General features: G+C 36.2%; 27 protein-coding genes. 13 read left to right on the top strand and 14 right to left on the bottom strand.

Translation table 11 applies throughout. The annotated features are described in order from the left end of the window. Positions 1-15: 15 nt before the first annotated feature. Positions 16-888 (bottom strand): hypothetical protein, encoded by an 873-nt coding sequence (locus BM260_RS13105; protein WP_093537797.1) that lies wholly within the window; start codon positions 886-888, stop codon positions 16-18. An 86-nt stretch (positions 889-974) separates the two neighbouring features. Continuing rightward, the gene (locus BM260_RS13100) at positions 975-1,535 is read right to left on the bottom strand and encodes a DUF5366 family protein (protein WP_093537796.1); all 561 of its coding nucleotides are present in this window, start codon (positions 1,533-1,535) and stop codon (positions 975-977) included. Between the two features lie 218 nt (positions 1,536-1,753). Between BM260_RS13100 and BM260_RS13095 the strand changes: the two genes are divergently transcribed. The 8 genes from BM260_RS13095 (at position 1,754) to BM260_RS13060 (ending at position 9,232) form a co-directional block, all read left to right on the top strand. Next, on the top strand, positions 1,754-4,186 hold the full coding sequence (locus tag BM260_RS13095) for a Na+/H+ antiporter subunit A (RefSeq protein ID WP_093537795.1): 2,433 nt from the start codon (positions 1,754-1,756) through the stop codon (positions 4,184-4,186). Next, positions 4,173-4,595 carry a Na(+)/H(+) antiporter subunit B gene (locus BM260_RS13090; RefSeq protein WP_093537794.1) on the top strand — a complete coding sequence of 141 codons (423 nt, stop codon included), beginning with the start codon at positions 4,173-4,175 and terminating at the stop codon, positions 4,593-4,595. The genes BM260_RS13095 and BM260_RS13090 overlap by 14 nt, the downstream gene beginning before the upstream one ends. Further along, positions 4,595-4,936 carry a Na(+)/H(+) antiporter subunit C gene (locus BM260_RS13085; protein ID WP_093537793.1) on the top strand — a complete coding sequence of 114 codons (342 nt, stop codon included), beginning with the start codon at positions 4,595-4,597 and terminating at the stop codon, positions 4,934-4,936. Before BM260_RS13090 ends, BM260_RS13085 begins: the two co-directional genes overlap by 1 nt. Further along, on the top strand, positions 4,929-6,416 hold the full coding sequence (locus BM260_RS13080; protein ID WP_093537792.1) for a Na+/H+ antiporter subunit D: 1,488 nt from the start codon (positions 4,929-4,931) through the stop codon (positions 6,414-6,416). The genes BM260_RS13085 and BM260_RS13080 overlap by 8 nt, the downstream gene beginning before the upstream one ends. 1 nt (position 6,417) lies before the next feature. Further along, complete coding sequence (locus tag BM260_RS13075; RefSeq protein ID WP_093537791.1) at positions 6,418-6,897, top strand: Na+/H+ antiporter subunit E; 480 nt, start codon at positions 6,418-6,420, stop codon at positions 6,895-6,897. After that, positions 6,894-7,175: a Na(+)/H(+) antiporter subunit F1 gene (locus BM260_RS13070; protein WP_093537790.1), complete on the top strand. Its 282-nt coding sequence runs from the start codon at positions 6,894-6,896 to the stop codon at positions 7,173-7,175. The genes BM260_RS13075 and BM260_RS13070 overlap by 4 nt, the downstream gene beginning before the upstream one ends. After that, complete coding sequence (mnhG, locus tag BM260_RS13065; protein ID WP_093537789.1) at positions 7,159-7,521, top strand: monovalent cation/H(+) antiporter subunit G; 363 nt, start codon at positions 7,159-7,161, stop codon at positions 7,519-7,521. The genes BM260_RS13070 and mnhG overlap by 17 nt, the downstream gene beginning before the upstream one ends. 241 nt (positions 7,522-7,762) lie before the next feature. Continuing rightward, on the top strand, positions 7,763-9,232 hold the full coding sequence (locus BM260_RS13060) for a polysaccharide deacetylase family protein (protein ID WP_093537788.1): 1,470 nt from the start codon (positions 7,763-7,765) through the stop codon (positions 9,230-9,232). 289 nt (positions 9,233-9,521) lie between these two features. On the opposite strand, the gene BM260_RS13055 is transcribed toward BM260_RS13060, so the two are convergent. Beyond that, the gene (locus BM260_RS13055; protein WP_093537787.1) at positions 9,522-9,779 is read right to left on the bottom strand and encodes a hypothetical protein; all 258 of its coding nucleotides are present in this window, start codon (positions 9,777-9,779) and stop codon (positions 9,522-9,524) included. A 66-nt stretch (positions 9,780-9,845) separates the two neighbouring features. Continuing rightward, a complete protein-coding gene (locus BM260_RS13050; RefSeq protein WP_093537786.1) occupies positions 9,846-11,348 on the bottom strand; it encodes a leucyl aminopeptidase in 1,503 nt (500 codons plus the stop codon). A 123-nt stretch (positions 11,349-11,471) separates the two neighbouring features. Here BM260_RS13050 and BM260_RS13045 point away from each other — a divergent pair, with 123 nt between their 5' ends. After that, positions 11,472-11,948: a divergent PAP2 family protein gene (locus BM260_RS13045; protein ID WP_093537785.1), complete on the top strand. Its 477-nt coding sequence runs from the start codon at positions 11,472-11,474 to the stop codon at positions 11,946-11,948. Between the two features lie 52 nt (positions 11,949-12,000). On the opposite strand, the gene BM260_RS13040 is transcribed toward BM260_RS13045, so the two are convergent. From BM260_RS13040 to BM260_RS13030, 4 genes are all read right to left on the bottom strand, one after another. Next, positions 12,001-12,324, bottom strand: coding sequence for a YuiB family protein (locus BM260_RS13040; protein WP_093537784.1), 324 nt, complete (start codon positions 12,322-12,324; stop codon positions 12,001-12,003). Positions 12,325-12,419: 95 nt separating this feature from the next. After that, the gene (locus tag BM260_RS18500; RefSeq protein ID WP_322788090.1) at positions 12,420-12,587 is read right to left on the bottom strand and encodes a YuiA family protein; all 168 of its coding nucleotides are present in this window, start codon (positions 12,585-12,587) and stop codon (positions 12,420-12,422) included. A 185-nt stretch (positions 12,588-12,772) separates the two neighbouring features. Beyond that, positions 12,773-13,984: an NAD(P)/FAD-dependent oxidoreductase gene (locus tag BM260_RS13035; protein ID WP_093537783.1), complete on the bottom strand. Its 1,212-nt coding sequence runs from the start codon at positions 13,982-13,984 to the stop codon at positions 12,773-12,775. Between the two features lie 273 nt (positions 13,985-14,257). Beyond that, positions 14,258-14,620 carry a HesB/IscA family protein gene (locus BM260_RS13030; RefSeq protein ID WP_093537782.1) on the bottom strand — a complete coding sequence of 121 codons (363 nt, stop codon included), beginning with the start codon at positions 14,618-14,620 and terminating at the stop codon, positions 14,258-14,260. A 145-nt stretch (positions 14,621-14,765) separates the two neighbouring features. On the opposite strand from BM260_RS13030, the gene BM260_RS13025 reads away from it, so the two are divergent. Beyond that, positions 14,766-15,461, top strand: coding sequence for a DUF2225 domain-containing protein (locus BM260_RS13025; RefSeq protein ID WP_093537781.1), 696 nt, complete (start codon positions 14,766-14,768; stop codon positions 15,459-15,461). Between the two features lie 126 nt (positions 15,462-15,587). On the opposite strand, the gene BM260_RS13020 is transcribed toward BM260_RS13025, so the two are convergent. Continuing rightward, positions 15,588-15,821 carry a NifU family protein gene (locus tag BM260_RS13020; RefSeq protein ID WP_090567122.1) on the bottom strand — a complete coding sequence of 78 codons (234 nt, stop codon included), beginning with the start codon at positions 15,819-15,821 and terminating at the stop codon, positions 15,588-15,590. An 82-nt stretch (positions 15,822-15,903) separates the two neighbouring features. Between BM260_RS13020 and BM260_RS13015 the strand changes: the two genes are divergently transcribed. After that, positions 15,904-16,227 (top strand): YuzD family protein, encoded by a 324-nt coding sequence (locus BM260_RS13015; protein WP_093537780.1) that lies wholly within the window; start codon positions 15,904-15,906, stop codon positions 16,225-16,227. Positions 16,228-16,277: 50 nt separating this feature from the next. Here BM260_RS13015 and BM260_RS13010 read toward each other — a convergent pair whose 3' ends face one another. Continuing rightward, positions 16,278-17,345, bottom strand: coding sequence for an NAD(P)/FAD-dependent oxidoreductase (locus BM260_RS13010; protein WP_093537779.1), 1,068 nt, complete (start codon positions 17,343-17,345; stop codon positions 16,278-16,280). Positions 17,346-17,472: 127 nt separating this feature from the next. On the opposite strand from BM260_RS13010, the gene BM260_RS13005 reads away from it, so the two are divergent. Beyond that, positions 17,473-17,709 (top strand): YuzB family protein, encoded by a 237-nt coding sequence (locus BM260_RS13005; RefSeq protein ID WP_093537778.1) that lies wholly within the window; start codon positions 17,473-17,475, stop codon positions 17,707-17,709. A gap of 26 nt (positions 17,710-17,735) precedes the next feature. Here BM260_RS13005 and BM260_RS13000 read toward each other — a convergent pair whose 3' ends face one another. Further along, complete coding sequence (locus BM260_RS13000) at positions 17,736-18,500, bottom strand: TIGR01457 family HAD-type hydrolase (protein ID WP_093537777.1); 765 nt, start codon at positions 18,498-18,500, stop codon at positions 17,736-17,738. Further along, complete coding sequence (locus BM260_RS12995; protein ID WP_093537776.1) at positions 18,487-18,948, bottom strand: DUF86 domain-containing protein; 462 nt, start codon at positions 18,946-18,948, stop codon at positions 18,487-18,489. The genes BM260_RS13000 and BM260_RS12995 overlap by 14 nt, the downstream gene beginning before the upstream one ends. Positions 18,949-19,033: 85 nt before the next feature. Here BM260_RS12995 and BM260_RS12990 point away from each other — a divergent pair, with 85 nt between their 5' ends. Continuing rightward, on the top strand, positions 19,034-19,300 hold the full coding sequence (locus BM260_RS12990; protein ID WP_093537775.1) for a DUF3055 domain-containing protein: 267 nt from the start codon (positions 19,034-19,036) through the stop codon (positions 19,298-19,300). 167 nt (positions 19,301-19,467) lie between these two features. On the opposite strand, the gene BM260_RS12985 is transcribed toward BM260_RS12990, so the two are convergent. Together BM260_RS12985 and lipA are read right to left on the bottom strand one after the other, a co-directional pair. After that, positions 19,468-19,809 (bottom strand): YutD family protein, encoded by a 342-nt coding sequence (locus BM260_RS12985; protein ID WP_093537774.1) that lies wholly within the window; start codon positions 19,807-19,809, stop codon positions 19,468-19,470. 14 nt (positions 19,810-19,823) lie between these two features. Then, positions 19,824-20,759, bottom strand: a complete 936-nt coding sequence (gene lipA, locus BM260_RS12980) for a lipoyl synthase (protein ID WP_093537773.1) — start codon at positions 20,757-20,759, stop codon at positions 19,824-19,826. Positions 20,760-20,828 lie beyond the last annotated feature (69 nt).

Raw genomic sequence — 20,828 nt, 5'->3', positions numbered from 1 at the left:
ATTTTAGAAATAGAATTAGATAGAAGGAAGGTATACTCGCCATTCCTTCCATGCTTCAAGGTAGGCAACCAAATCTTGAGGATGCACTTTTTTACAAATACCAATACGTGTATACAACTGAAATAGAACCTCTTCCAAAAGTTCCACCTTAGTAATGCGCTGTTCTTGATGCAACAATGAAAACGAAGAATATAATGTTTCTAGATTTAAATCGTCAGGAGAGGAACAAAATGCATATGTAAAATCATAAATCTTAGGACCAATTAATGGTGATGGGTCGATAATTCCATTTAATTTGTGGCTGTTAAATACGAAATTATGCACACCTGCATCTCCGTGAAGATAATATTTCTCTTGTTGGTATTCATAAGTATTTAGTTTATTTACTAAAAGCCTTACTCTCCTGTGTTCTTCGTTCGAAAATAAATCCCCGATATTAGCTTTCGCATATTCCAAGCTTTCCAGATTAAAGTCAGCCCATAAGCTTCTATTTATACCTGTTACTCTCCCACGGCTAAAATTCTCCTCTGCTTTTTCATAATGATTTATCAATTCTCCAACTATAATCTTCATCCATTCTGATTTAGATCCGCGATTTATATGAGTGTCTCCTGAAATATACGAGTAAACAATAAACTCATTAAATTCATCCGTGTAAAGTACATTTGGCAATAACTTAATGTTTTTATAAGTTTCAAGAAATCCATTAGTCGCGGCAACAACTTTAGGTTCATCTTTTTTTAACACATATAACGGCTTCTTTTCAGAAGATAATCTATATATTGTTCCATCAGTTGTGCCACTTTTTATCTCTGTCCATTCTATAACCTGTTCTTGAATGATGTGTTTGTTCTTTAGAGTGTTTATGATTTTGTCTATAGTTTCCATATCTCTACCCCACTAAGTCATAATTCATTTTAGCCTTATACTGCTTACTCCTTTAAATGTCCGTTCTATAGTATATCTAGTAAATCCTAAAGAAACGGTAGGCTGGCAATTATCCCATTGTATAGTTTGATAATTATATATATGACCAGAGCCATAAATAGACTCCAGATAATAATTTCAAACATAACTAAACCAAGTGTACCGATAAGACTCATTGAACCACTCAATTTATATACTACATACACAAAATATATAAAAGTAGTTAACAAGAATATAATAAGTAGTAACTGAATCGATTGAAATCCTACTAGAGAAATTATTGCCCCTATAAAAAAGATTACAAAGCCACCACGAGCCTGCGCCATTGTTTTTCCTTCATAATCCTTCGAGAAAAATAACATACCTATTTCATGAATGGTTTCAGCAATAAGTTTTAATGCCGAAAAAACCATAAAATAGATTAATGCCAAAATAATCAGTAGAAAAAGTTTTAGTTCTATATCAGAAAGAAATTCTCTCATCCCACTGTACACCCCGATCACCTTAAAAAGGTCTATAACTTTATTCATCGAGAATGTTGCAAAGGACAAACTGAATAATACTATTGTAATTAATGGTAAAAAGCCAAACACATAAGGGTTTTTCATAAGTGCTCCTTTAATTGATAAATGCTATTTTTGCGTCGATTATTGAAACAAGTGAATACTTTATGACATTTCCAAAACGTAGTTCTACTTATTTAACTAATCCTAATTATCATATCGAATGAAATAGACTATACGCAATAGTCCATGCAAATAATAATTTTTTACGTTATAATTTGAGGTGCATATAAATACATACTTATCTGAAAGGAGGATTCCCCTTGTCCCTTATTTTTGCTATTTTCTTACCTATAATAGTGGCCTTCGTGATTCCTTTTCTGTTCAAGAAAGTTTCTAATATTCATACCGGCTGGTTTGTACTACTTGTTCCACTTGGATTGGTTGCCTTTTATGGTACCTATATCCCTGACATCATGGCCGGTAATACTTACATGGAGGAGTTTGCATGGATTCCATCCTTGGATATTTCCTTAGTTTCATATTTGGACGGGTTAAGTTTACTATTTTCTTTACTAATTACTGGAATCGGTATGTTAGTCGTTCTCTATTCTATTTTTTACTTGGATAAAGAAAAAGAGAAACTAGGAAATTTCTACGTTTATCTATTGCTATTCATGAGTGCAATGTTAGGCGTTGTCCAATCGGATCATCTCATTAGTTTATATTTCTTCTGGGAGTTAACCTCTATTTCGTCTTTCTTACTCATTGGATATTGGTATACAAAGGATCGCTCTCGCTTTGGCGCTTTAAAATCGATGATGATTACTGTATTCGGTGGGTTGATGATGCTTGGAGGCTTCGTAATACTAGGTATAATGGGAGACACGTTCTCTATTCGTGAACTAATCGACCAAGCTTCTACACTTGTCAATCATGATTTATTTGTTTGGGCACTTGTCCTAGTACTAATTGGAGCTTTTACAAAGTCAGCTCAGTTTCCTTTTTACATATGGTTACCGGATGCGATGGAAGCCCCAACTCCGGTAAGTGCCTACTTACATTCGGCTACAATGGTTAAAGCAGGCTTATATTTAGTTGCCAGATTCACTCCAATATTCGCTTTATCTGAAGTTTGGGTTTGGCTTGTGACTGGAGTAGGATTGTTAACATTATTCTGGGGTTCTATCTTTGCTGTGAAACAAACAGATTTAAAGGCTATACTTGCTTTCTCTACAGTAAGCCAACTCGGCCTGATCATGTCCTTACTTGGAATTGGGTCAATCTCCTATCATGTTACAGGAGACTTAGTAACCACCTTTACATTCGCTTCTTTTGCAGCAATATTCCACTTAATGAATCATGCTACATTTAAAGGTAGCTTGTTCATGATTGCAGGTATTGTTGATCATGAGACAGGTACACGAGATATTCGTAAACTTGGCGGTTTAATGAGCTTGATGCCTATTAGTTTTACCATCGCTATGATCGGTAGTTTCTCCATGGCTGGTATTCCATTATTTAATGGTTTCTTAAGTAAAGAAATGTTTTTAGATGCTACGCTTTCCTTACAGCAATTTAATGTACACTCTTTAGATTCCTGGTGGATTTTGTTTCCAGTAATTGCTTGGATTGCTAGTGTTTTCACCTTTGTGTACAGTTTGTATTTCGTATTCCATACATTCCGTGGAAAATATAAACCTGAACTATTGCCGAAAAAAGCACATGAAGCTCCTCTAGGAATGCTAGTGTCTCCTGCAATTTTAGCAATACTTGTAATAGTAATATTCTTTGTTCCCAACTTTTTTGGTAATACGTTTATAAAACCTGCAGTAGCTGCCATTCAGCCGCTTGCATATCAAGTACCTGCAGATGTTGGATTTAAGATTAAAGCATGGCATGGTTTTGAATCTACAGCATTGTATATGACATTAGGCATCTTTTTAATAGGGTTCCTCTTATATAAAACAATTGCTAAATGGGTTCCACTATACGAAAATATGCCTGCTAAGATTTCACTGAATAGATTTTATGATGGCCTAATGAATCTCTCAGACAAAGGTGCAAACCGATTATCTTCTAGCTATATGACTGGATCTATTCGTTCCTATTTAATCTACATGTTTGCAGCATTGATAATTCTGTTAGCTTTTACAATGTGGGTAAAAGATGCATTTGTTATGGACCTCACTAATCTAGCTCCAATTCAATTTTTTGAGGTATTAATTTCAGTTGTGTTAATCATCAGTACAATCACTATTTTAGTTACCAAATCTAGACTCACTGCTATCATTGCTCTTGGTGCTGTTGGATATACTGTAGCGTTATTTTATATCATTTTTAAAGCTCCAGATTTAGCATTAACACAGTTAGTCATTGAAACTGTATCGGTTGCACTTTTCTTAGGTGCCTTCTATCATCTTCCGAAATTGAACAAGTATGAAAAAGGGAAAGAAGATCGTCGTTTCCGATTGAATAACTTTCTAATTGCTTTAGGTGTTGGTGTCATGGTGACGTTGATTGCTATAGCTTCACACTCTCAAAAGCTTGTTGTCTCCATCTCTGAGTATTATAAGGAAACTGTTTACTCGGAAGCAGGTGGAGGTAATATCGTAAACGTTATTTTAGTCGATTATCGTGGCTTTGATACATTATTTGAAATTAGTGTACTTACTATTGCTTCACTTGGAATTATAGGAATGATTACTGTTCGCCTAGCAAAAAAGAAAGGAGATAGAAAAGTTGAAAACAAATGATTTAATAATCCAGACTACTACGAAATTAGTATTTTTCATCATCTTTCTATTTTCCATTCATATCTTTTTTGCAGGTCACTATACACCTGGGGGAGGATTTGTAGGCGGATTAGTCATGTCTAGTGGAATCGTTTTACTGATGTTAGCCTTTGATTTGAAAACTGTACAAGACATGCTTCCGATTAATTACACCTTAATTACTGCTATAGGATTATTAATAGCCCTATTTACTGCAGCAGGATCCATTTTCTTTAATGTTCCTTTCTTCACTCATGTCTATGATTACTTTAACTTACCATTACTTGGTGAAACCTCTATTCATACAGCTATGTTTTTTGATACAGGCGTATACTTAGTAGTGGTAGGCGTTACGATGAACATCATTCAAATGATAGGAGGAGATGAATAATGGAGATCCTCATGTCCATTTTAATCGGCTTTCTATTTATGGCTGCCGTCTATTTAATACTTTCTAGAAGCTTGTTACGTATAATAATTGGCACAGGTTTACTAAGTCACGGAACTCATTTACTGTTGCTGACTATGGGTGGATTAGGCGGGAAATCTGCTCCAGTATTAGCAGATGGCATCACTGATTATGCCGATCCTTTGCCACAGGCACTTATCTTAACCGCGATTGTGATTAGCTTTGGAGTGACTGCATTTTCTCTCGTTTTAGCTTATCGTGCATATAAAGTTGTTGGTACCGACAATATGGATTTGATGAAAGGAAATGAAGACAATGATTAACTTATTATTATTTCCTGTCCTAATTCCTTTCCTGTTTGCTGCTGTTCTATTACTATTCCCGAAAAAAGTGAAAGCGCAACGAATTGTAACGATGATTGGTTTACTATTTGCTTTAGCTTCTTCCTTTGTCTTACTTTACAAAGTAAAAGTAGATGGTGTACAAGCACTTACTTTAGGCAGTTGGGCACCACCATTCGGAATTACAATGGTCTCGGATATGTTCTCTGCAATGTTGGTTACATCTTCTCTACTTATTGCGTTCTTTGTAGTGTGGTATAGCTTTAGCTCTATAGGAGAGGCACGAGAAAAGGCTTTCTACTACCCTGCCATACTATTCATGCTCACAGGTGTAAACGGTGCATTTACTACAGGCGATATTTTCAATATGTTTGTATTCTTTGAAGTGTTGTTAATGTCCTCATATGTTCTAATTGTATTAGGAGGAGAAAAGGTTCAATTAAAAGAATCTATCAAATACATAATCGTAAATATTGTATCTTCCTCATTGTTTGTTATTACTGTAGGTTATTTGTATTCCGTAGTCGGAACACTGAATATGGCAGACATCTCTGTGAAGCTTGCAGAAATAGGTCCATCAGGAATTGTGACAGTGATAGCTGTATTATTCCTCATCGTATTTGGGATTAAAGGTGGTATATTCCCATTATTTTTCTGGCTACCAGGATCATATGCAGCGCCACCTATCCCAGTGATTGCACTGTTCGGTGCATTGCTCACAAAAGTAGGAGTATACGCAATTATGCGAACTTATACTCTGTTTTTCACCACCGATGTTGGGTATACACATACTTTGTTAATGATACTGTCCATCCTTACTATTGTTGTAGGTTGCATTGGGGCATTAGCCTATTTCGATGTCAAACAGATTATTATATACAATATCGTGATAGCAGTAGGTGTTATATTGTTTGGAGCCTCCGTGATGAATGAAAGTGGAATGATGGGATCTGTGTTTTATTTGATCCATGATATTCTCATAAAAGGCGCTTTGTTCTTATTAATAGGAATTATTATTAAGATAACTGGAACGTCAGATTTACGGAAAATGGGAGGACTCATGAAGCGTTACCCTATGTTAGGCTGGGTTTACTTAGTTGTTGCATTCGGACTGGCTGGTATCCCCCCTCTCAGTGGTTTTATAGGGAAACTTTTAATCGTACAAGGTGGTTTTGAAGGAGATCTATTATGGCAAAGTATTTTCATACTAGCTTCCAGTCTTATAGTTCTACTTTCAGTCATTCGTATTTTCATTTACGCATTCTGGGGGGAAGAAAAAGGAGAACATCTTATTAGTGATAAAAAGTACCGTCATTTATTAGCTCCTGCTATAACATTAGCTACTATTACTGTTCTATATGGTGTTGGTGCAGAATACTTGGTACCATTTATGGGAGATGCCACAAATGTGCTCCTTGATCCTTCTCTATATATTGACGCTGTATTTGAAGGGGTGAAATAATATGGCTTTTCAAATTTTATTGAATGTATTAATAGCACTTACTTGGATGTTCCTATCCGTGTCATTTAAGCCTACGACATTTATAGTCGGTTATTTAATTGGTTTACTAATGCTGTTCATGCTACGTAAATCCTTTAGCTCTCGATTTTATATGGATCGTCTGTGGGCTGTTGTGAAGTTAACTAGCCTTTTCCTAAAGGAACTTGTCATGTCCAATTTCTCTGTTTTAAAGTTAATCATCCAACCAACTATGCCTATTCGTCCGGCGATCTTTGCAATGCCGACAGTACTCGAACAAGATTGGGAGATTACCCTTTTGTCTAGTTTGATCACATTAACACCAGGCACCGTAGTTATCGACATTTCAGACGACAATAAAACACTATACATCCATTCGCTAGACTTTGAAGATATTGATGAAGCAATAGATTCAATTCGAAATACGTTTGAAAAAGCCATTTTGGAGGTGAGCAGATCATGATAACCTTTCTCTGGGTAATAGTAGTGTTAATCAGTTTGTCTATCCTCGCCTTTGTTTATCGTCTAGTAAAAGGTCCGTCTACACCTGACCGTGTTATTGCGTTAGATGCAATAGGAGTAGGACTTATAACGCTGATCGGGCTTATATCCATACTCTTTGATACCGTCTTTTTCTTAGAAGTTATATTATTACTAGCTGTTCTATCCTTTATAGGAACAGTGGCATTTTCTAAATTCACGGAGAAGGGAGAAATCATTCAACGTGACCGTAATAGCTAATATACTTATCATTGCTACAATTTCCTTTGGAACCATCTTCATCTTAGTAACTGCAATTGGTTTAATACGTCTACCCGATGCATTCTCCAGAGCTCATGCCGCGTCAAAAAGCGCCACTTTAGGGGTTATGAGTATTCTGCTAGGGGTCTTCCTTCATTTTTGGCTAATCGAAGGTCATTTCAATTCTAGAATATTATTAGGGATTGCCTTTCTCTTCATCACCGGACCAGTAGGAGGTCATATGATGGGTCGTGCAGCTTATCTATCAGGTGTAAAACTTTCCGATCAAACAGTCAGAGATGATCTAGCTGATGTGATTAAAAAGAAAAGAGAAAAGCTTCAATAAGAGCTGTTTAATATTAAATCTAACGAGCATGTTTTGAAAAAATTCAAAACATGCTTTTTTTTATGAATTAATAGTTTGAAATCGCGCTCTCTCGTGCTTTATTCGTAATATTTATCATAAAGAAATATAAATTTCCTAGAAATTATTATTTTAGCAAACTTTTTTACCTGATCACCCGTCTAAATAGTAGTATATTAATTTATAATGTGAAGTTGAAAAATAATAAAGGAGAATAACATCTATGAACAAATTCCCTAACAAAAAACGGCGCCTTTGGATTGAGGTTGCTTGTATTGGTTTAATTGCACTTCTGAGCATGAGCTTTATCCTACTCAGTTCCTCAACAAAGGGCAATGCAAACCAAACTAGCGGCAATGGAAAAAATACAAAAATAACAAAAGAAGATTCTACTAAAGAATCAGCTTTTCCTGGAATACTTATTAAAACGGAGGTGTCAAATGAAGAGTATTCGCCTTATTCAATACAATACCCACATAGCAAAGTAGAAGCATTCAATGTACATATCAAAAAATACATAGATGAACAAGTTGACACTTATTTAAGCACCATGCAAGAAAATAAACGGATCGGTAGTAAGATCCCTGGTGAATTGAACATCGCATTTGAAATATTTCCACATACCTCAGGCTCTTTTTCATTTGTTATGATTACCGGAATGTATACTGGAGGAGCAAATGGATATACAGAATTTAATACGGTTAATTTTCACCCCGAATCAGAAAAAATTATAGGGATAAATGATCTATTTGGAGATGATGAATCTAATCTGGTAAAGCTTTCATCACTTGTACGAGATAATATTAAGAAAGACCCCAGCCTGAAAGATCAGGTGCAAGAAGAGGAAATGTTGCTAGCTACCGAACCTAGGTGGGGTAACTTTGAACAGTTTGCAATAATAGACGATACACTTGTTATCTATTTTGATGAGTATGAGATTGCTAGCGGGGTGGCAGGTGCACCGATTATCGCTGTCCCCCTTTCCGAGTTAAACGAACAACTGCTTGCACCTTATAAGCTTGATAATTCAGTGGATAGATTGCCGAAACCTCCTGTAGAAGATAGTTCTGTGGATGTTCAAGTGGAAGAAAACAGTAAAGATGAGACTTCAACTCAAGTTGACCTACAAATTGATGATACTAAAACGAAGCGAGTTGCTTTAACTTTTGATGATGGACCAGATCCAAAAGTTACACCTAGTATTCTTACAACTTTAGCAAAGTATGATGCAAAAGCGACATTCTTTATGCTTGGGAGCAGAGTAGAATTCTACCCGGAGATTGCTAGCGATGTGTTGAAAGCCGGACATGAGCTTGGCAATCACACATGGACTCATGCAAAATTGACTAATATGACCACTGATGCAATCTTGGAAGAGGTTTCCAAAACAAATAACATCATCGAACAATCCACTGGACAGGAACCTACTGTTTTTCGTCCTCCCTACGGTGCTTTTAATGATGATTTGGTGAACATTTTGAACTTACCAGTTGTATTATGGGACGTAGATACACTTGATTGGAAACACCGTGATGCCTCTCAGTTATTAGTATCTGTGAAGAGCAGTGTTCATGATGGAAGCACCATTTTAATGCATGATATACATTTATCGACTGCTCAAGGACTAGAAGATGTACTTGTATATTTGATCAGCGAAGGATATACATTTGTAACCGTATCGGAACTTGAATGATTGATACAATGAAATACTGGAAAATTAATACTCGATTTTTAAAAAGCAAATTGGTAGAATTTCTACCAATTTGTTTTTTAAATAGGACTAGGTCATAAATAAATTCAAACGAACCTCTCACCTCTCCTTTTTCGGTCCCATTCGACATATCCCCCCTTCATTGGGAGAAATAATCGATTCTAGACCTCTTATTTTTACTTAAGCTTAATCTACACTATAAATAAAATAAAGCTTCTGTACCCAAGGATTAACCGAGGATACAGAAGCTTTTTTACCAGTATTAATTTTATTAGTAATAACCACCATAAAAAGGATATGGTGAATATGGATAGTAATTAGGATAAGGATAATATGGATATGGTTGCCTATATCCACCAACACCTCCGTATAATGCAGAACCTACAAAACTTCCGAGTAAGCCCCCTACAAACGGGCCACCAAAGCCTCCGAAGCCTCCTATGCCTCCTATGCCTCCTATGCCTCCAAATCCTGGACCTCTGTAACCACCATAGCCGGGTCCTCTATAACCTCCGCGCAATCTTACCATGTTACTCCTCCTTTCCCCTCAGTGTATGCCACTAGGGAAAGCGAGGCTGTGTGTTTGCCCTACGTCCTACTCTTCTTCTGCCATTCTTTCTACTAATGTTGCTAGTGTACGTACCATTACCCCCGTACCACCTTTTGGTCCAAAGTCATGAGCTGATTTTGTATCAGATGTACCCGCAATATCCAAATGAATCCACGGAGTTTCCTCCACAAATTCCCCAACAAATCCACCACCGAATATCATATGGCCATCTCCACCAGGTGAATTATTTAGATCTGCTACATCACTTTTACGAATACGTTTTTTATCGTTTTCAGTTAGAGGCAGTCTCCAAACGAATTCTCCTGTTTCTAATGAAGATTCCATGAATGTCTCGAAGAACTCTTCATTGTTCGTTAATGCACCGGTTTTATCGTATCCTAATGCTGTTATAACGCCACCAGTTAATGTCGCAACATCTACAATATAGTTCGCACCTTGTTGCTTAGCATATGTAACAGCATCTGCTAGAACTAAACGACCTTCTGCATCTGTATTTAAAATTTCAATCGTTTTACCACTCATGGATGTAATAACATCATCTGGTTTGAAGGCATTGCCTGAAATCATATTGTCTGTAGAAGCAATAATAGCAATAACATTTTTGTTTGGACGAAGCTCACCAATGATTTGCATTGCACCTAAAACGGCCGCAGCTCCTCCCATATCTCCTTTCATCCCAACGATGCCAGTTTTCGTTTTAATAGAGTATCCACCTGTATCAAAAGTGATACCTTTCCCTACTAACCCTACAACATCTGTCCAGTCGTCTGTTGCTTGATATTTTAATGCGATAAGTCTTGGTTCTTCAACTGATCCTTGGTTTACAGCAAGAAGTGCGCCCATTCCAAGCTCCTCAATTTCTTTCTTGCCCAGTATTTCAGTTTCGAATCCGTATGTTTCGCCCAATTCTCTTGCATATTCACCCAACTGAGTAGAAGTCAGCACATTACCAGGCGTGTTCACAAGAATTCTTGCTTCATTTACCGCATCTGCATAAATAGTTCCCACTTCAAAATACGAGACGATCTCTTCATCCTCTTCGTCCATCAAAAGTTCAATAGATGGCAGATAGTAGTCCGGAACATTAGAAGATGTTTTATACCCTTCATATGTAAATGAACCCATGCCAATACCTTCAGCTGCTAAATAAGCTACATCTGCTACAGTTATAGCATCCGTTGTAAATGAAGGAAGCCAGATTCCTAGTGATTCAGGTTTACTAACTAGTAATTCTTTCCCAACAAGGCCAAATGCTTCGCGAAGTCGTTCTTGTGTTAATTGTTTACGATCACCTATACCTACAAACAGTACTCTTTTTACGGATTCATGGTTAGAAACAGGAATTTTAACGATTTTCTTTAAATCGGTGGAGATATCCCCACTTTTTACCCAATCTCCAATATGCTCGCCAAAGCTCTTTAAGAAAGTATCCCATTTCGGTGTGTTTTCTACATGCTTTGAAACTGCCACTACAAGAGTTTCAGATTGTACTTCTTCAAACAATACTTCATTTGTATGGATGATCATTATTTTTCCCCCTACTATTTTCGGATATAATCTTATTATATAGGAACCTTACTTATTTTTCGACTAGTAGGAGTGTGTTATACTATCAATAATATAAGTTCAAAATGAAAGGCGGTGTCTACTTTGGCAATCCTCCAAAACACTCCACTACTAGCTGCACTTTTTTCTATTTTCTTTGCACAATTCGTCAAAATTCCGATTCACTTTTTAATGACGAGAAAATTAGATTGGTCGCTATTCACTTCTACTGGTGGGATGCCTAGTTCTCACTCAGCTGCTGTTACATCTTTATGTACGGCAATAGCTTTTGAAACAGGACTCGATTCAACATTATTTGCAGTTGCTACGGTATTTGCAGTAATTGTTATGTTCGATGCAACGGGTGTCCGTTTTCAAGCAGGTCAACAAGCAATTATGATCAATCAAATGCGTCTTGACTTTCAACTATTCGTTGAACAAACCAAAGAATGGTCACATAAAAAAAATGATGAAAAGTTAGAAGAGCTTAAAACGTTACTTGGTCATAAACCAATTGAAGTTTTTATGGGTGCTATAACTGGAATACTAATTTCCGTAATCATTTATAACTTTCTACTATAGGAAAAACCAAACAAAGAAAAGGATGGCTCCATTATGGAGCCATCCTTTTCTATTAAAACATCTGATATCCATTTTTTCTTAAAAATTTTATGACAAAGCCTGCTGCAATAGTACCAACGAGTCCGCCAGCTAATATTATAATATCAGCCGCATGAAGAGAAACAATTTTTTCCCCTAGAGCGGAGAAAGCTGAACCTGGTTTTGTAAAGTAATCAAAAAATCTAACTTCATCGATGATTAATACCACAACAATCGGATAAAGAATGGCCATGAACCATGTCATACGAAGTAACATATTCAATAAGAAAGCGATCCCAAAAAACATGACAAAAAATATAACAACTGAAAGTATCATTTGAACTAACATAAACTCCATATTATATAACCTCCGTAACATCTGTAAATAGTTTACCTTAACGGAGGTTAGTATTCAATGAACATATTTGTTTTCACTTTTTTGTCATACTTTCTTCACTTTCTTCCAGATCCATTACAGCAATTACAAGTCTCAGATCCACCTAAGCGAAGTTGGAAATATCCCTCCCCTTTGCAATATGGGCAATGCGTATTCTTTGTCTCTTTTTTTATCAATGTAATCGACTCCTCTCTATATTTCTTAATATTCAGATAATATATCACATACAAAATAATTTGTAAAGGAGTAATATAATTAGGAACAAAATGCAGTTTTCTACTTAGTAAATGGCTAAAACTAGCTCTAATACTAGTAGAAACTTAATAAAATACTTTTTATTTCAATTTACTGATGATCAAAATAGAAGCTCCCACTAAATTTTAGTGGGAGCTTCTATAGTTAACGGATATTATAAGCTGAATTTACCTTTTTTCACTACTAGTGGAAGTCCACCGATCATGTAAAGGGCACGATTATCGATTACTTTTTTCATAATTGATGCTTTTGTACCTGTCAGTTTTCTTCCCATTACATCCCCAATTGCGTCATGCTCTCCAAGAGAACATACAGCTCCTTTTAGGTTGGGTACAAATTCTTCTGTTGGGTTACCATTAATAAGAGCTACAATATTTTTAGCAACAGTTACTGCTTGTTGCATCGCAATTTGAGCAGTTGGTGGATATGGGCGATTAATAGCTTCATTAATTAATAAAGCACAGTCACCAACGATGAATACGTCTGGGAACCCAGGAGCTCTCATATCTTTTTCAACTTTAACGCGCGCACGCATATTTTCAATACCTGATGTTTCGATTAAGCGACTTCCACGAACTCCCGCTGCCCATACAACAGTACCAGCTTTGATAAATTCGAATTCTTCTTCGCCTTTTTTAATTTTTACGCCTTCTGGAGTTGCTTCAACTACTGGAGTTCCAATAGAGAATTCAATTCCTTTAGACTCTAATTGTCTTACTGCATATTCAACTAGCTCTGGATCGAATCCTGGTAAAACCATTGGAGCAGCCTCTACACAAACTACACGTACTTTTTCTTTCGGTACATCATATTCTTTGCAAAGTTCTGGAATACGATTTCCTAGTTCACCTAAAAATTCAATACCCGAGAATCCTGCTCCACCTACTACGATAGTTAAGCGAGTATCATCATGTATTTCCTCAGTAGACCAAGTAGCAAATTGATATTCAATATGATCACGAATTTGACGAGCAGCATTTACGTTAGCAATTGAAAGTGCATATTTATCTAAGCCAGGAATACCAAATGTTTCTCCTTCAAAGCCTAAACCAATAACTAAGTAGTCATATGTATACTCACCAGCACTCGTTGTAACTTTTTTAGTATTAACGTCAATAGCATCAACTGTAGCTTTTACAAAGTTAACTTTACTAGATTGGATTACGCTTTTCACATCATAGCGAACTTGATCGGGACGTAATGTACCAGCAGAAGCTTCATGTAACCAAGTGGATTCATAATGATAATCATTTTTATTGATCAATGTAATATCTGCTTCATTTGCACCTACTAATTTTTGAAGGTTTACTACTGTAGATAGTCCACCGTATCCTGCACCTAATACTAGAATTGTTGGTCTTTTCACGAAGATCGCAACCACCTTTTTATATTTTTTAAGAAAAGTTATTACACAAAATAACTTCTAAACGCTTCATCTTTGTCTATTTTCCGACAAAAACTCTTACTTCCTATATTAGACCTTTTCTCACATGATTTCAATACATTGTTATTTAATTGTAAAGGTCTGAAAATACTGAGATTGAGGCTCCTATCTTTCCAAAAAGCGCCTTAGGCTAAAGCTGAAAAATCTACTACAAAAAAAGAACATTTCCTTCTACAGAAAATGTTCTTTCCTCTATTAGCAGCTTTCCGGAGTTCCTTCTTTTTTAGCTGTTCTAAATGACGTTCCACAACCACAAGAAGCAATGGCATTAGGGTTTTCTATCGTAAAACCGCCCCCCATTAATGATTCTTTATAGTCAATGGTTGTTCCAGTTAGGATAGAAGCATCTTCTGTCGACACTACTATATCTATTCCATGCTGATGAAGTTCTATATCTTCTTGCTGTTTTTCTTTTTCAAATCCCATTCCGTAAGTAAGACCGCTGCATCCACCACCATTAACTGAAACACGAAGAGCAGAGCCTTCTTCTCCATTATGTGTCATCATTTCTTTTACACGGTAAGCTGCCGCTTCAGATAAAATAACTATTTGTGACATCTGAATCACCTTCCTTTTCTTATTTATATCATATCAATGTTATTACTATGTAGACAAGGAAAACCACTTGAATATTTACTTAGCTTTCATCACACACATTAGGTATAATGGAACTATATAACGTCACGTGAAAAGAGGACTAAAGATGGAACTTACACCCTATTATCAAAAAGACATTGAATGTTTACATTGTAAACAAAAATTCAAAACAACAAAGGTCCGCTCCAAATTTATCAAAGTTGAATCACACCATACAGATTTTCAACCAATATATGAAAATAAAGAAATAAATCCTTTGCTATATAACATATTCGTATGTGAACATTGTGGATTTTCATTTACAGATGACTTCACAAAGTATTTTGCACCAGGAGTGAAAGAAATAATCCAAGAACAAATTTCCAGTAAATGGGCACCTCGAACATACGGTAATGAAAGGTCGATTGAAGAGGGAATTATGACCTATAAACTCGGAATTCTATCCGGCACTCTTAAGAAAGAAAAATTTGTAAATATGGCCGGTTTAGCGTTACGTACTGCATGGTTATACCGTTTACAAGACAAACAAGAAGAGGAAATCCGGTTCTTAGAAATGGCACGTAATCGGTATGCCGAGTCCTATTCAAACGATGACTACAATGGCACACAAATGTCTGAGTCCCGTATGCTCTACTTAATAGCGGAACTATCGAGAAAAATCGGTGATATTGAATATGCTACGCGATACTTTTCTAAAGTAATTGAAAAACAAAATAGTTCTCTAGAACCGACTATTGTTGAAATGGCAAAAGATCGTTGGCAGGAAATTCGTGCGCAAAAAGAAAAAGAAGCCATAGGTTAGGCTCCTTTTTCTACTTTAAGAAAGTATAAAATCTATTTTGCAGGAATCTAACTACAAGAGATTCTCTGCAATGACTCCAGTGCCTTACCTGTCTAGGCAGACATAGGTGCTTGCTTATAATTATTATTAGAATACTTGTTCTACTTCTACTACTCCCGGAACTTCTTCTAGAAGTGCACGTTCAATACCAGCTTTAAGTGTAATCGTTGAACTTGGGCAGCTGCCACAAGCTCCTAGAAGACGTAGTTTTACAATACCATCTTCAATGTCTACAAGCTCGCAGTCTCCTCCATCTCGAAGTAAAAATGGACGCAATTTATCTAAAACCTCTTGAACTTGTTCATTCATTGTATCAGTCATTTCTATCGACTCCTTTCGCTATAATCATTATAATGTGAAGGAAGGAAAAAATCCAATAAAGAATTCCAAGGAGGTCATTATTATGACGTTTCAATCTATAAATATAGAAATTTATGGGGCTGATGTTGTTTGCGCAAGTTGTGTAAACGCACCATCTTCTAAGGATACATACGAATGGTTACAAGCTGCAATCGACCGCAAATTTCCAAATCACAAAGTTATTTTCAACTATATCGATATTGAAAAGCCAATTGAGAATGAAAAACAACAGAGTATCGCCGACCGAATTGCGGAAGATGAATTCTTTTATCCACTTGTAATGATTAATGATGAGATGATTGGAGAAGGGTATATCCAATTAAAACCAATCTATGCTGCCCTTGAGAAATATGGCTACACAGATTGATCAAAAAAAGCTTCCAAGTGCTCTCTAAGGAGCCTTCGAAGCTTTTTCTATTACCCATTATGACGTTTATACATCCACAGCAGACCAGACTTCATCAAACGTGCAATACGTCCAGTGACTGAGATATCCGCTAAATAGGCAAATCCTTGTTTTTTCCCAAGAGAGCCCATGAATCCTTTAAGCTTAATTTCTGGCATCTTTTCAGGAAGTGGTGCATCTTTCCAACGCGCTTGAAGGACTTTAACAATTTGCTCAGCTTGCTCTTCTGCTAACTGGGCACTTGGTGCTAATGGCAGTGATGCTGCGTCACCAACAACATATACATTTGGATAGCTTGGTAAGTCATGATACTGTGTTAATATAACACGACCGGTTTTATCTTTTTCACCAGGTAATGCTCTTACTGGTGCTGCTGGTTGTATACCTGCAGTCCATACAACTACATCTACAGGAATTACTTCTTCGTGATTGTATAATTTGTTTGGCTCTACTTTTGTAATATTTGAATTACTAACTACATCTACATTGTTATTATCAAACCACTTTTGTACATAATTACTTAATCGTTCTGGAAAATCTCTCAAAACACGTGGACTGCGGTCAAATAATTTAATCGATAAATCTGGGCGACTTTCACGAAGTTCACTCGCAAGTTCTATTCCGCTAAGTCCTGCTCCAACAATACCTACAACAGAACCAGATGGTAGACCACCAATTTTATTGTACGTATCTCTTGAACTACCAATCGTTTGAATGCTATAAGTAAATTCATCTGCACCAGGTACATTATGGTATTTATCCTCACAACCTAGTCCAATTACTAATTCATCATAAGAAACTGCTTGTCCATCAGCTAATAACACTTGCTTGCTATCTACATCTATTTCTAAAATTTCTCCGTATGTTACCTTTAATTTTTCGTTTTCTGGGAAAGCTACTCTAATGCCGCTATCTGGAGATGTTCCAGCAGCTAGTGCATAAAATTCTGTTTTTAAACTATGAAACGGTGTTCTGTCTATTAAAGTAATTTCTACATCATCAGGAATATTATTTGGCAATAAGCGAAGTAATATTCGCATATTTCCATATCCCCCACCTAACAATACTAATTTTCGCATAATATTCTCCCTTAAATTTAATGTCATCTCAAATTATAATAGATTGTGATACATTTCACAATAGAACTTCTTAATTGACGTTTTCTTTAAAAAAGAGTAGCATGACCATGTAGTGAGGTGAACAGCTGTGAATCCTATGGTTGAATTTTGTATAAGCAACCTTGCAAACGGGTCTCAAGAAGCATTTGAAATATTAGAACAAGACTCCAATTTAGACGTTTTAGAGTATGGTTGCCTGAGTTATTGCTCCCTCTGTTCTGAAACTTTATTTGCTATTGTGAATGGTGAAGTTGTAGAAGCAAATACCCCAAGCGAACTTGTCGCAAACATATATCAATTTATAGAGGACAACCCTCTATTTTAAAAGACTGTACTTTGAGCACAGTCTTTTTATTTTGTCCATTCGCTTAAAGATTCTAGAAAATAGGTAGGTTGCTCTGCCTGAAGCTTAACTTCTGCAGTAGAATTTACCCCACTGTTCACATGTACTGTGTCAATCCCCATATGAATTCCGGTCAAGATGTCTGTTTGATAATTATCGCCAATCATGACCATCTCTTCTTTACTAAATCCATATTTTTTTTGTATAAACTCTAACATAAAAGGTTGAGGTTTCCCCATATAGATTGGTTCTACTCCAGTAGAATGTTCCACTAACTTTGTAAAGGCTCCATTTCCAGGTAAAAATCCAATTTCAGAAGGAAAAGCATGATCACTATTAGTAGAAAGAAATGTAGCGCCCGCTCTTACGGAAAGACAGGCAGTTGCCAGCTTCTCATAATTAATGTGACGATCAATTCCAAGTACGACAACATCTGCCATGCCAGTTGTAATCGAAATATCTCGTGATTTAAGTGCATCTTCCAAGCCCAGTTCACCAATCATAAATACTTCTTTACCTGGCATAAACTCATTAATATAATTTGCAGCTGCAATAGACGATGAAATAATATGTTCCGTATCTACTTGAATATCCATTATGGCCAGCTTTTCCTGTAGTTGTTGTTGAGTCATAGAAGAATTATTCGTCACAAAAAATGGTTGGTTACCATTGCTTTGTAAATAATGAATGAATTTCACAGCTTCAGAAATTGGTGTTTTACCTCTATAGACAGTGCCATCTAAATCGATAAAGTATGCTTTATAATTTAACATTAGAATCCTCAGGTAAAAAGGCAGAAACTGGCCCTAATTCATTTACTAAATAAGTTTCTACAGCTTTTGGGAATGCCTTTAAGAATGGTAAATTATTCGTCAGAACTTCCTCTAATTTTTTGTGGTCCACCGCATAAAATTGGCGAACAAGCACTTTTCTAAACTCAATAACTTCTTTTAATGGTCCATCCATCTCAGCAGAAATAACTTTCTCATCCGTTAAAATATCGATAATATCATCGTATCCACCAGGATCACGCATGATAAACCCATCGATCATTGAATTGCCTACGTCGATAATAGATTCAATAATATTATGACCAATTCGCTCAAACGCTAAGTTAGATAATTCATCTACTTGCCAATCTTGTTTTGTTTCAATAAGGTTCAACAATTGGTTCATATGAGCCAATGTTAAAGCAATTTTTTTTCTATCTACAAAATACATGGAAAGGCCTCCTAATTGTTGTTCAGTTGATATATACTCCTATTCTATAGTACCATAATTCTAAGGTAGGAAGGAGTGTCACATAGTGGAGCGATTTTATTTGTACGATGATGTAGAGGATACTAAAACGAGATTTGTTGGCTTTACAGGAGAATCCCAAAGATATGATTTAGCTATTTCTCAAAGCTCTCGCTTTTTTGGAAAAGTACTTGTAATGGATATACAATATGGACGAGCTGCCATTATCGGAGCTGATGATGTGGAAGAACCAGGCTATCTCGAACATGTATTTAATAGATCAGAAGAAGAAGCAGTAGAATTACGAGATTATCTTCGAGAATTATTGAGTTAATATATAAATAGCTAGTTGTGGTTTCATATCACGACTAGTTTTTTTATTGCAGTAGAGTTAGAAATATTATCAGTTTATACAAATAGTTAACCCTTAAATCAGGCTAGTGTGGAGAATTTTTGAGGGATAGCCCATATCTGGTTGCAAAAGAAAAAACCTAGAGCAGATCATACTTGATCTTGCTCTAGATTTTCATTTACTTCTATTATAGCTTCGTCAGGAACAATTTTTGGAGCAACCCCTATTTTTTTTACGACAAAGTAGGCGCATCCAAAATTACAATATTCATATAAATAGTCTTTCATCGTTCCTATTTTCGTATCAAATGTAGCTTTATGACTACGATCCTCAAAAAAACCTTTAAGACGCAGCTGACCGTAACCCCAGTCACCCATAATATAATCGTATTTAGTTAAAATTTCACTATAACGATCTAAAAACGCTTCTTCTTTAAACGCCTCGCGATAATCCTCTATAATTTCATATGTAAAGCCTTCTGCAATTATCATTCAATCACCATCCATTAACTATTTGGAGTAGCTAGAAGTTGTTCACCTTGCAGTTGTCTTTGCTTAGCCGCAGCGTTTACCTGTTCATCTGCATGGTAGCTACTTCTAACTAGTGGACCAGCTTCACAATGGGAGAATCCTTTGCTCATCGCAATTTTTCGTAATTCTCCAAATTCTGCTGGGGAGTAATATTTTAGTACCGGTAAATGTTTTTTCGAAGGTTGCAAGTATTGACCAATCGTCATGATATCTACATTGTTCGCACGAAGGTCGTCCATTACTTCCAGAATCTCTTCATGAGTTTCCCCTAAACCTAACATTAGTGATGATTTCGTTGGAATACTTGGTTGCATTTCTTTTGCACGACGCAATAATTCGAGTGAACGATCGTATTTAGCTCTCGCTCTAACTCTTGGAGTGAGTCGACGAACCGTTTCAATATTGTGATTTAGAATATCCGGTTTTGCATCCATAATATTACGGATATTTTGTTCAATACCGCCCATATCAGAAGGTAAAACTTCTATTGATGTAAAAGGATTTTTGCGTCGAATCGCTCGAATGGTTTCAGCAAAAACTTCAGATCCACCATCTTTTAAATCATCTCGAGCAACTGCTGTTACGACAGCATGTTTTAAATTCATAACAACAACCGAATCTGCAACTCTTTCTGGTTCTGCCAAATCTAGCTCATTAGGTAGGCCTGTTTTTACAGCACAAAAACGGCAAGCACGTGTGCAAATAGCTCCTAAAATCATAAATGTAGCTGTTCTACGTGAACCCCAGCACTCATGTATATTTGGACATTTTGCTTCCTCACATACTGTATTTAAATTATTTTCACGCATCAGCTTTTTAAGACCCTTGTATTCATCATTCGTATTTAACTTAATTTTTAGCCATTCTGGTTTTCTTTGGTACTCTGTTTTCGTTGGTTTACACGATGTCATTTCATCCCGACCCCATTCTAAATAAACTAACTACACTGTTGTCAATGTAACATATTATTTAATTGCAAA

It is taken from the genome of Psychrobacillus psychrotolerans (genome assembly GCF_900115805.1).
Classification (GTDB): domain Bacteria; phylum Bacillota; class Bacilli; order Bacillales_A; family Planococcaceae; genus Psychrobacillus; species Psychrobacillus psychrotolerans.
This window is presented reverse-complemented; position numbering and strand designations above follow the sequence as displayed.

Excerpts from the sequence above, each read along its gene's own strand:
- BM260_RS13105 (WP_093537797.1), bottom strand. The coding sequence starts at position 888 with ATGGAAACTATAGACAAAATCATAAACACTCTAAAGAACAAACACATC.
- BM260_RS13100 (WP_093537796.1), bottom strand. The coding sequence starts at position 1,535 with ATGAAAAACCCTTATGTGTTTGGCTTTTTACCATTAATTACAATAGTA.
- BM260_RS13085 (WP_093537793.1), top strand. The coding sequence starts at position 4,595 with ATGGAGATCCTCATGTCCATTTTAATCGGCTTTCTATTTATGGCTGCC.
- BM260_RS13080 (WP_093537792.1), top strand. The coding sequence starts at position 4,929 with ATGATTAACTTATTATTATTTCCTGTCCTAATTCCTTTCCTGTTTGCT.
- BM260_RS13075 (WP_093537791.1), top strand. The coding sequence starts at position 6,418 with ATGGCTTTTCAAATTTTATTGAATGTATTAATAGCACTTACTTGGATG.
- BM260_RS13070 (WP_093537790.1), top strand. The coding sequence starts at position 6,894 with ATGATAACCTTTCTCTGGGTAATAGTAGTGTTAATCAGTTTGTCTATC.
- BM260_RS13060 (WP_093537788.1), top strand. The coding sequence starts at position 7,763 with ATGAACAAATTCCCTAACAAAAAACGGCGCCTTTGGATTGAGGTTGCT.
- BM260_RS13055 (WP_093537787.1), bottom strand. The coding sequence starts at position 9,779 with ATGGTAAGATTGCGCGGAGGTTATAGAGGACCCGGCTATGGTGGTTAC.
- BM260_RS13050 (WP_093537786.1), bottom strand. The coding sequence starts at position 11,348 with ATGATCATCCATACAAATGAAGTATTGTTTGAAGAAGTACAATCTGAA.
- BM260_RS13040 (WP_093537784.1), bottom strand. The coding sequence starts at position 12,324 with ATGGAGTTTATGTTAGTTCAAATGATACTTTCAGTTGTTATATTTTTT.
- BM260_RS13030 (WP_093537782.1), bottom strand. The coding sequence starts at position 14,620 with ATGTCACAAATAGTTATTTTATCTGAAGCGGCAGCTTACCGTGTAAAA.
- BM260_RS13025 (WP_093537781.1), top strand. The coding sequence starts at position 14,766 with ATGGAACTTACACCCTATTATCAAAAAGACATTGAATGTTTACATTGT.
- BM260_RS13020 (WP_090567122.1), bottom strand. The coding sequence starts at position 15,821 with ATGACTGATACAATGAATGAACAAGTTCAAGAGGTTTTAGATAAATTG.
- BM260_RS13015 (WP_093537780.1), top strand. The coding sequence starts at position 15,904 with ATGACGTTTCAATCTATAAATATAGAAATTTATGGGGCTGATGTTGTT.
- BM260_RS13010 (WP_093537779.1), bottom strand. The coding sequence starts at position 17,345 with ATGCGAAAATTAGTATTGTTAGGTGGGGGATATGGAAATATGCGAATA.
- BM260_RS13000 (WP_093537777.1), bottom strand. The coding sequence starts at position 18,500 with ATGTTAAATTATAAAGCATACTTTATCGATTTAGATGGCACTGTCTAT.
- BM260_RS12995 (WP_093537776.1), bottom strand. The coding sequence starts at position 18,948 with ATGTATTTTGTAGATAGAAAAAAAATTGCTTTAACATTGGCTCATATG.
- BM260_RS12985 (WP_093537774.1), bottom strand. The coding sequence starts at position 19,809 with ATGATAATTGCAGAAGGCTTTACATATGAAATTATAGAGGATTATCGC.
- lipA (WP_093537773.1), bottom strand. The coding sequence starts at position 20,759 with ATGACATCGTGTAAACCAACGAAAACAGAGTACCAAAGAAAACCAGAA.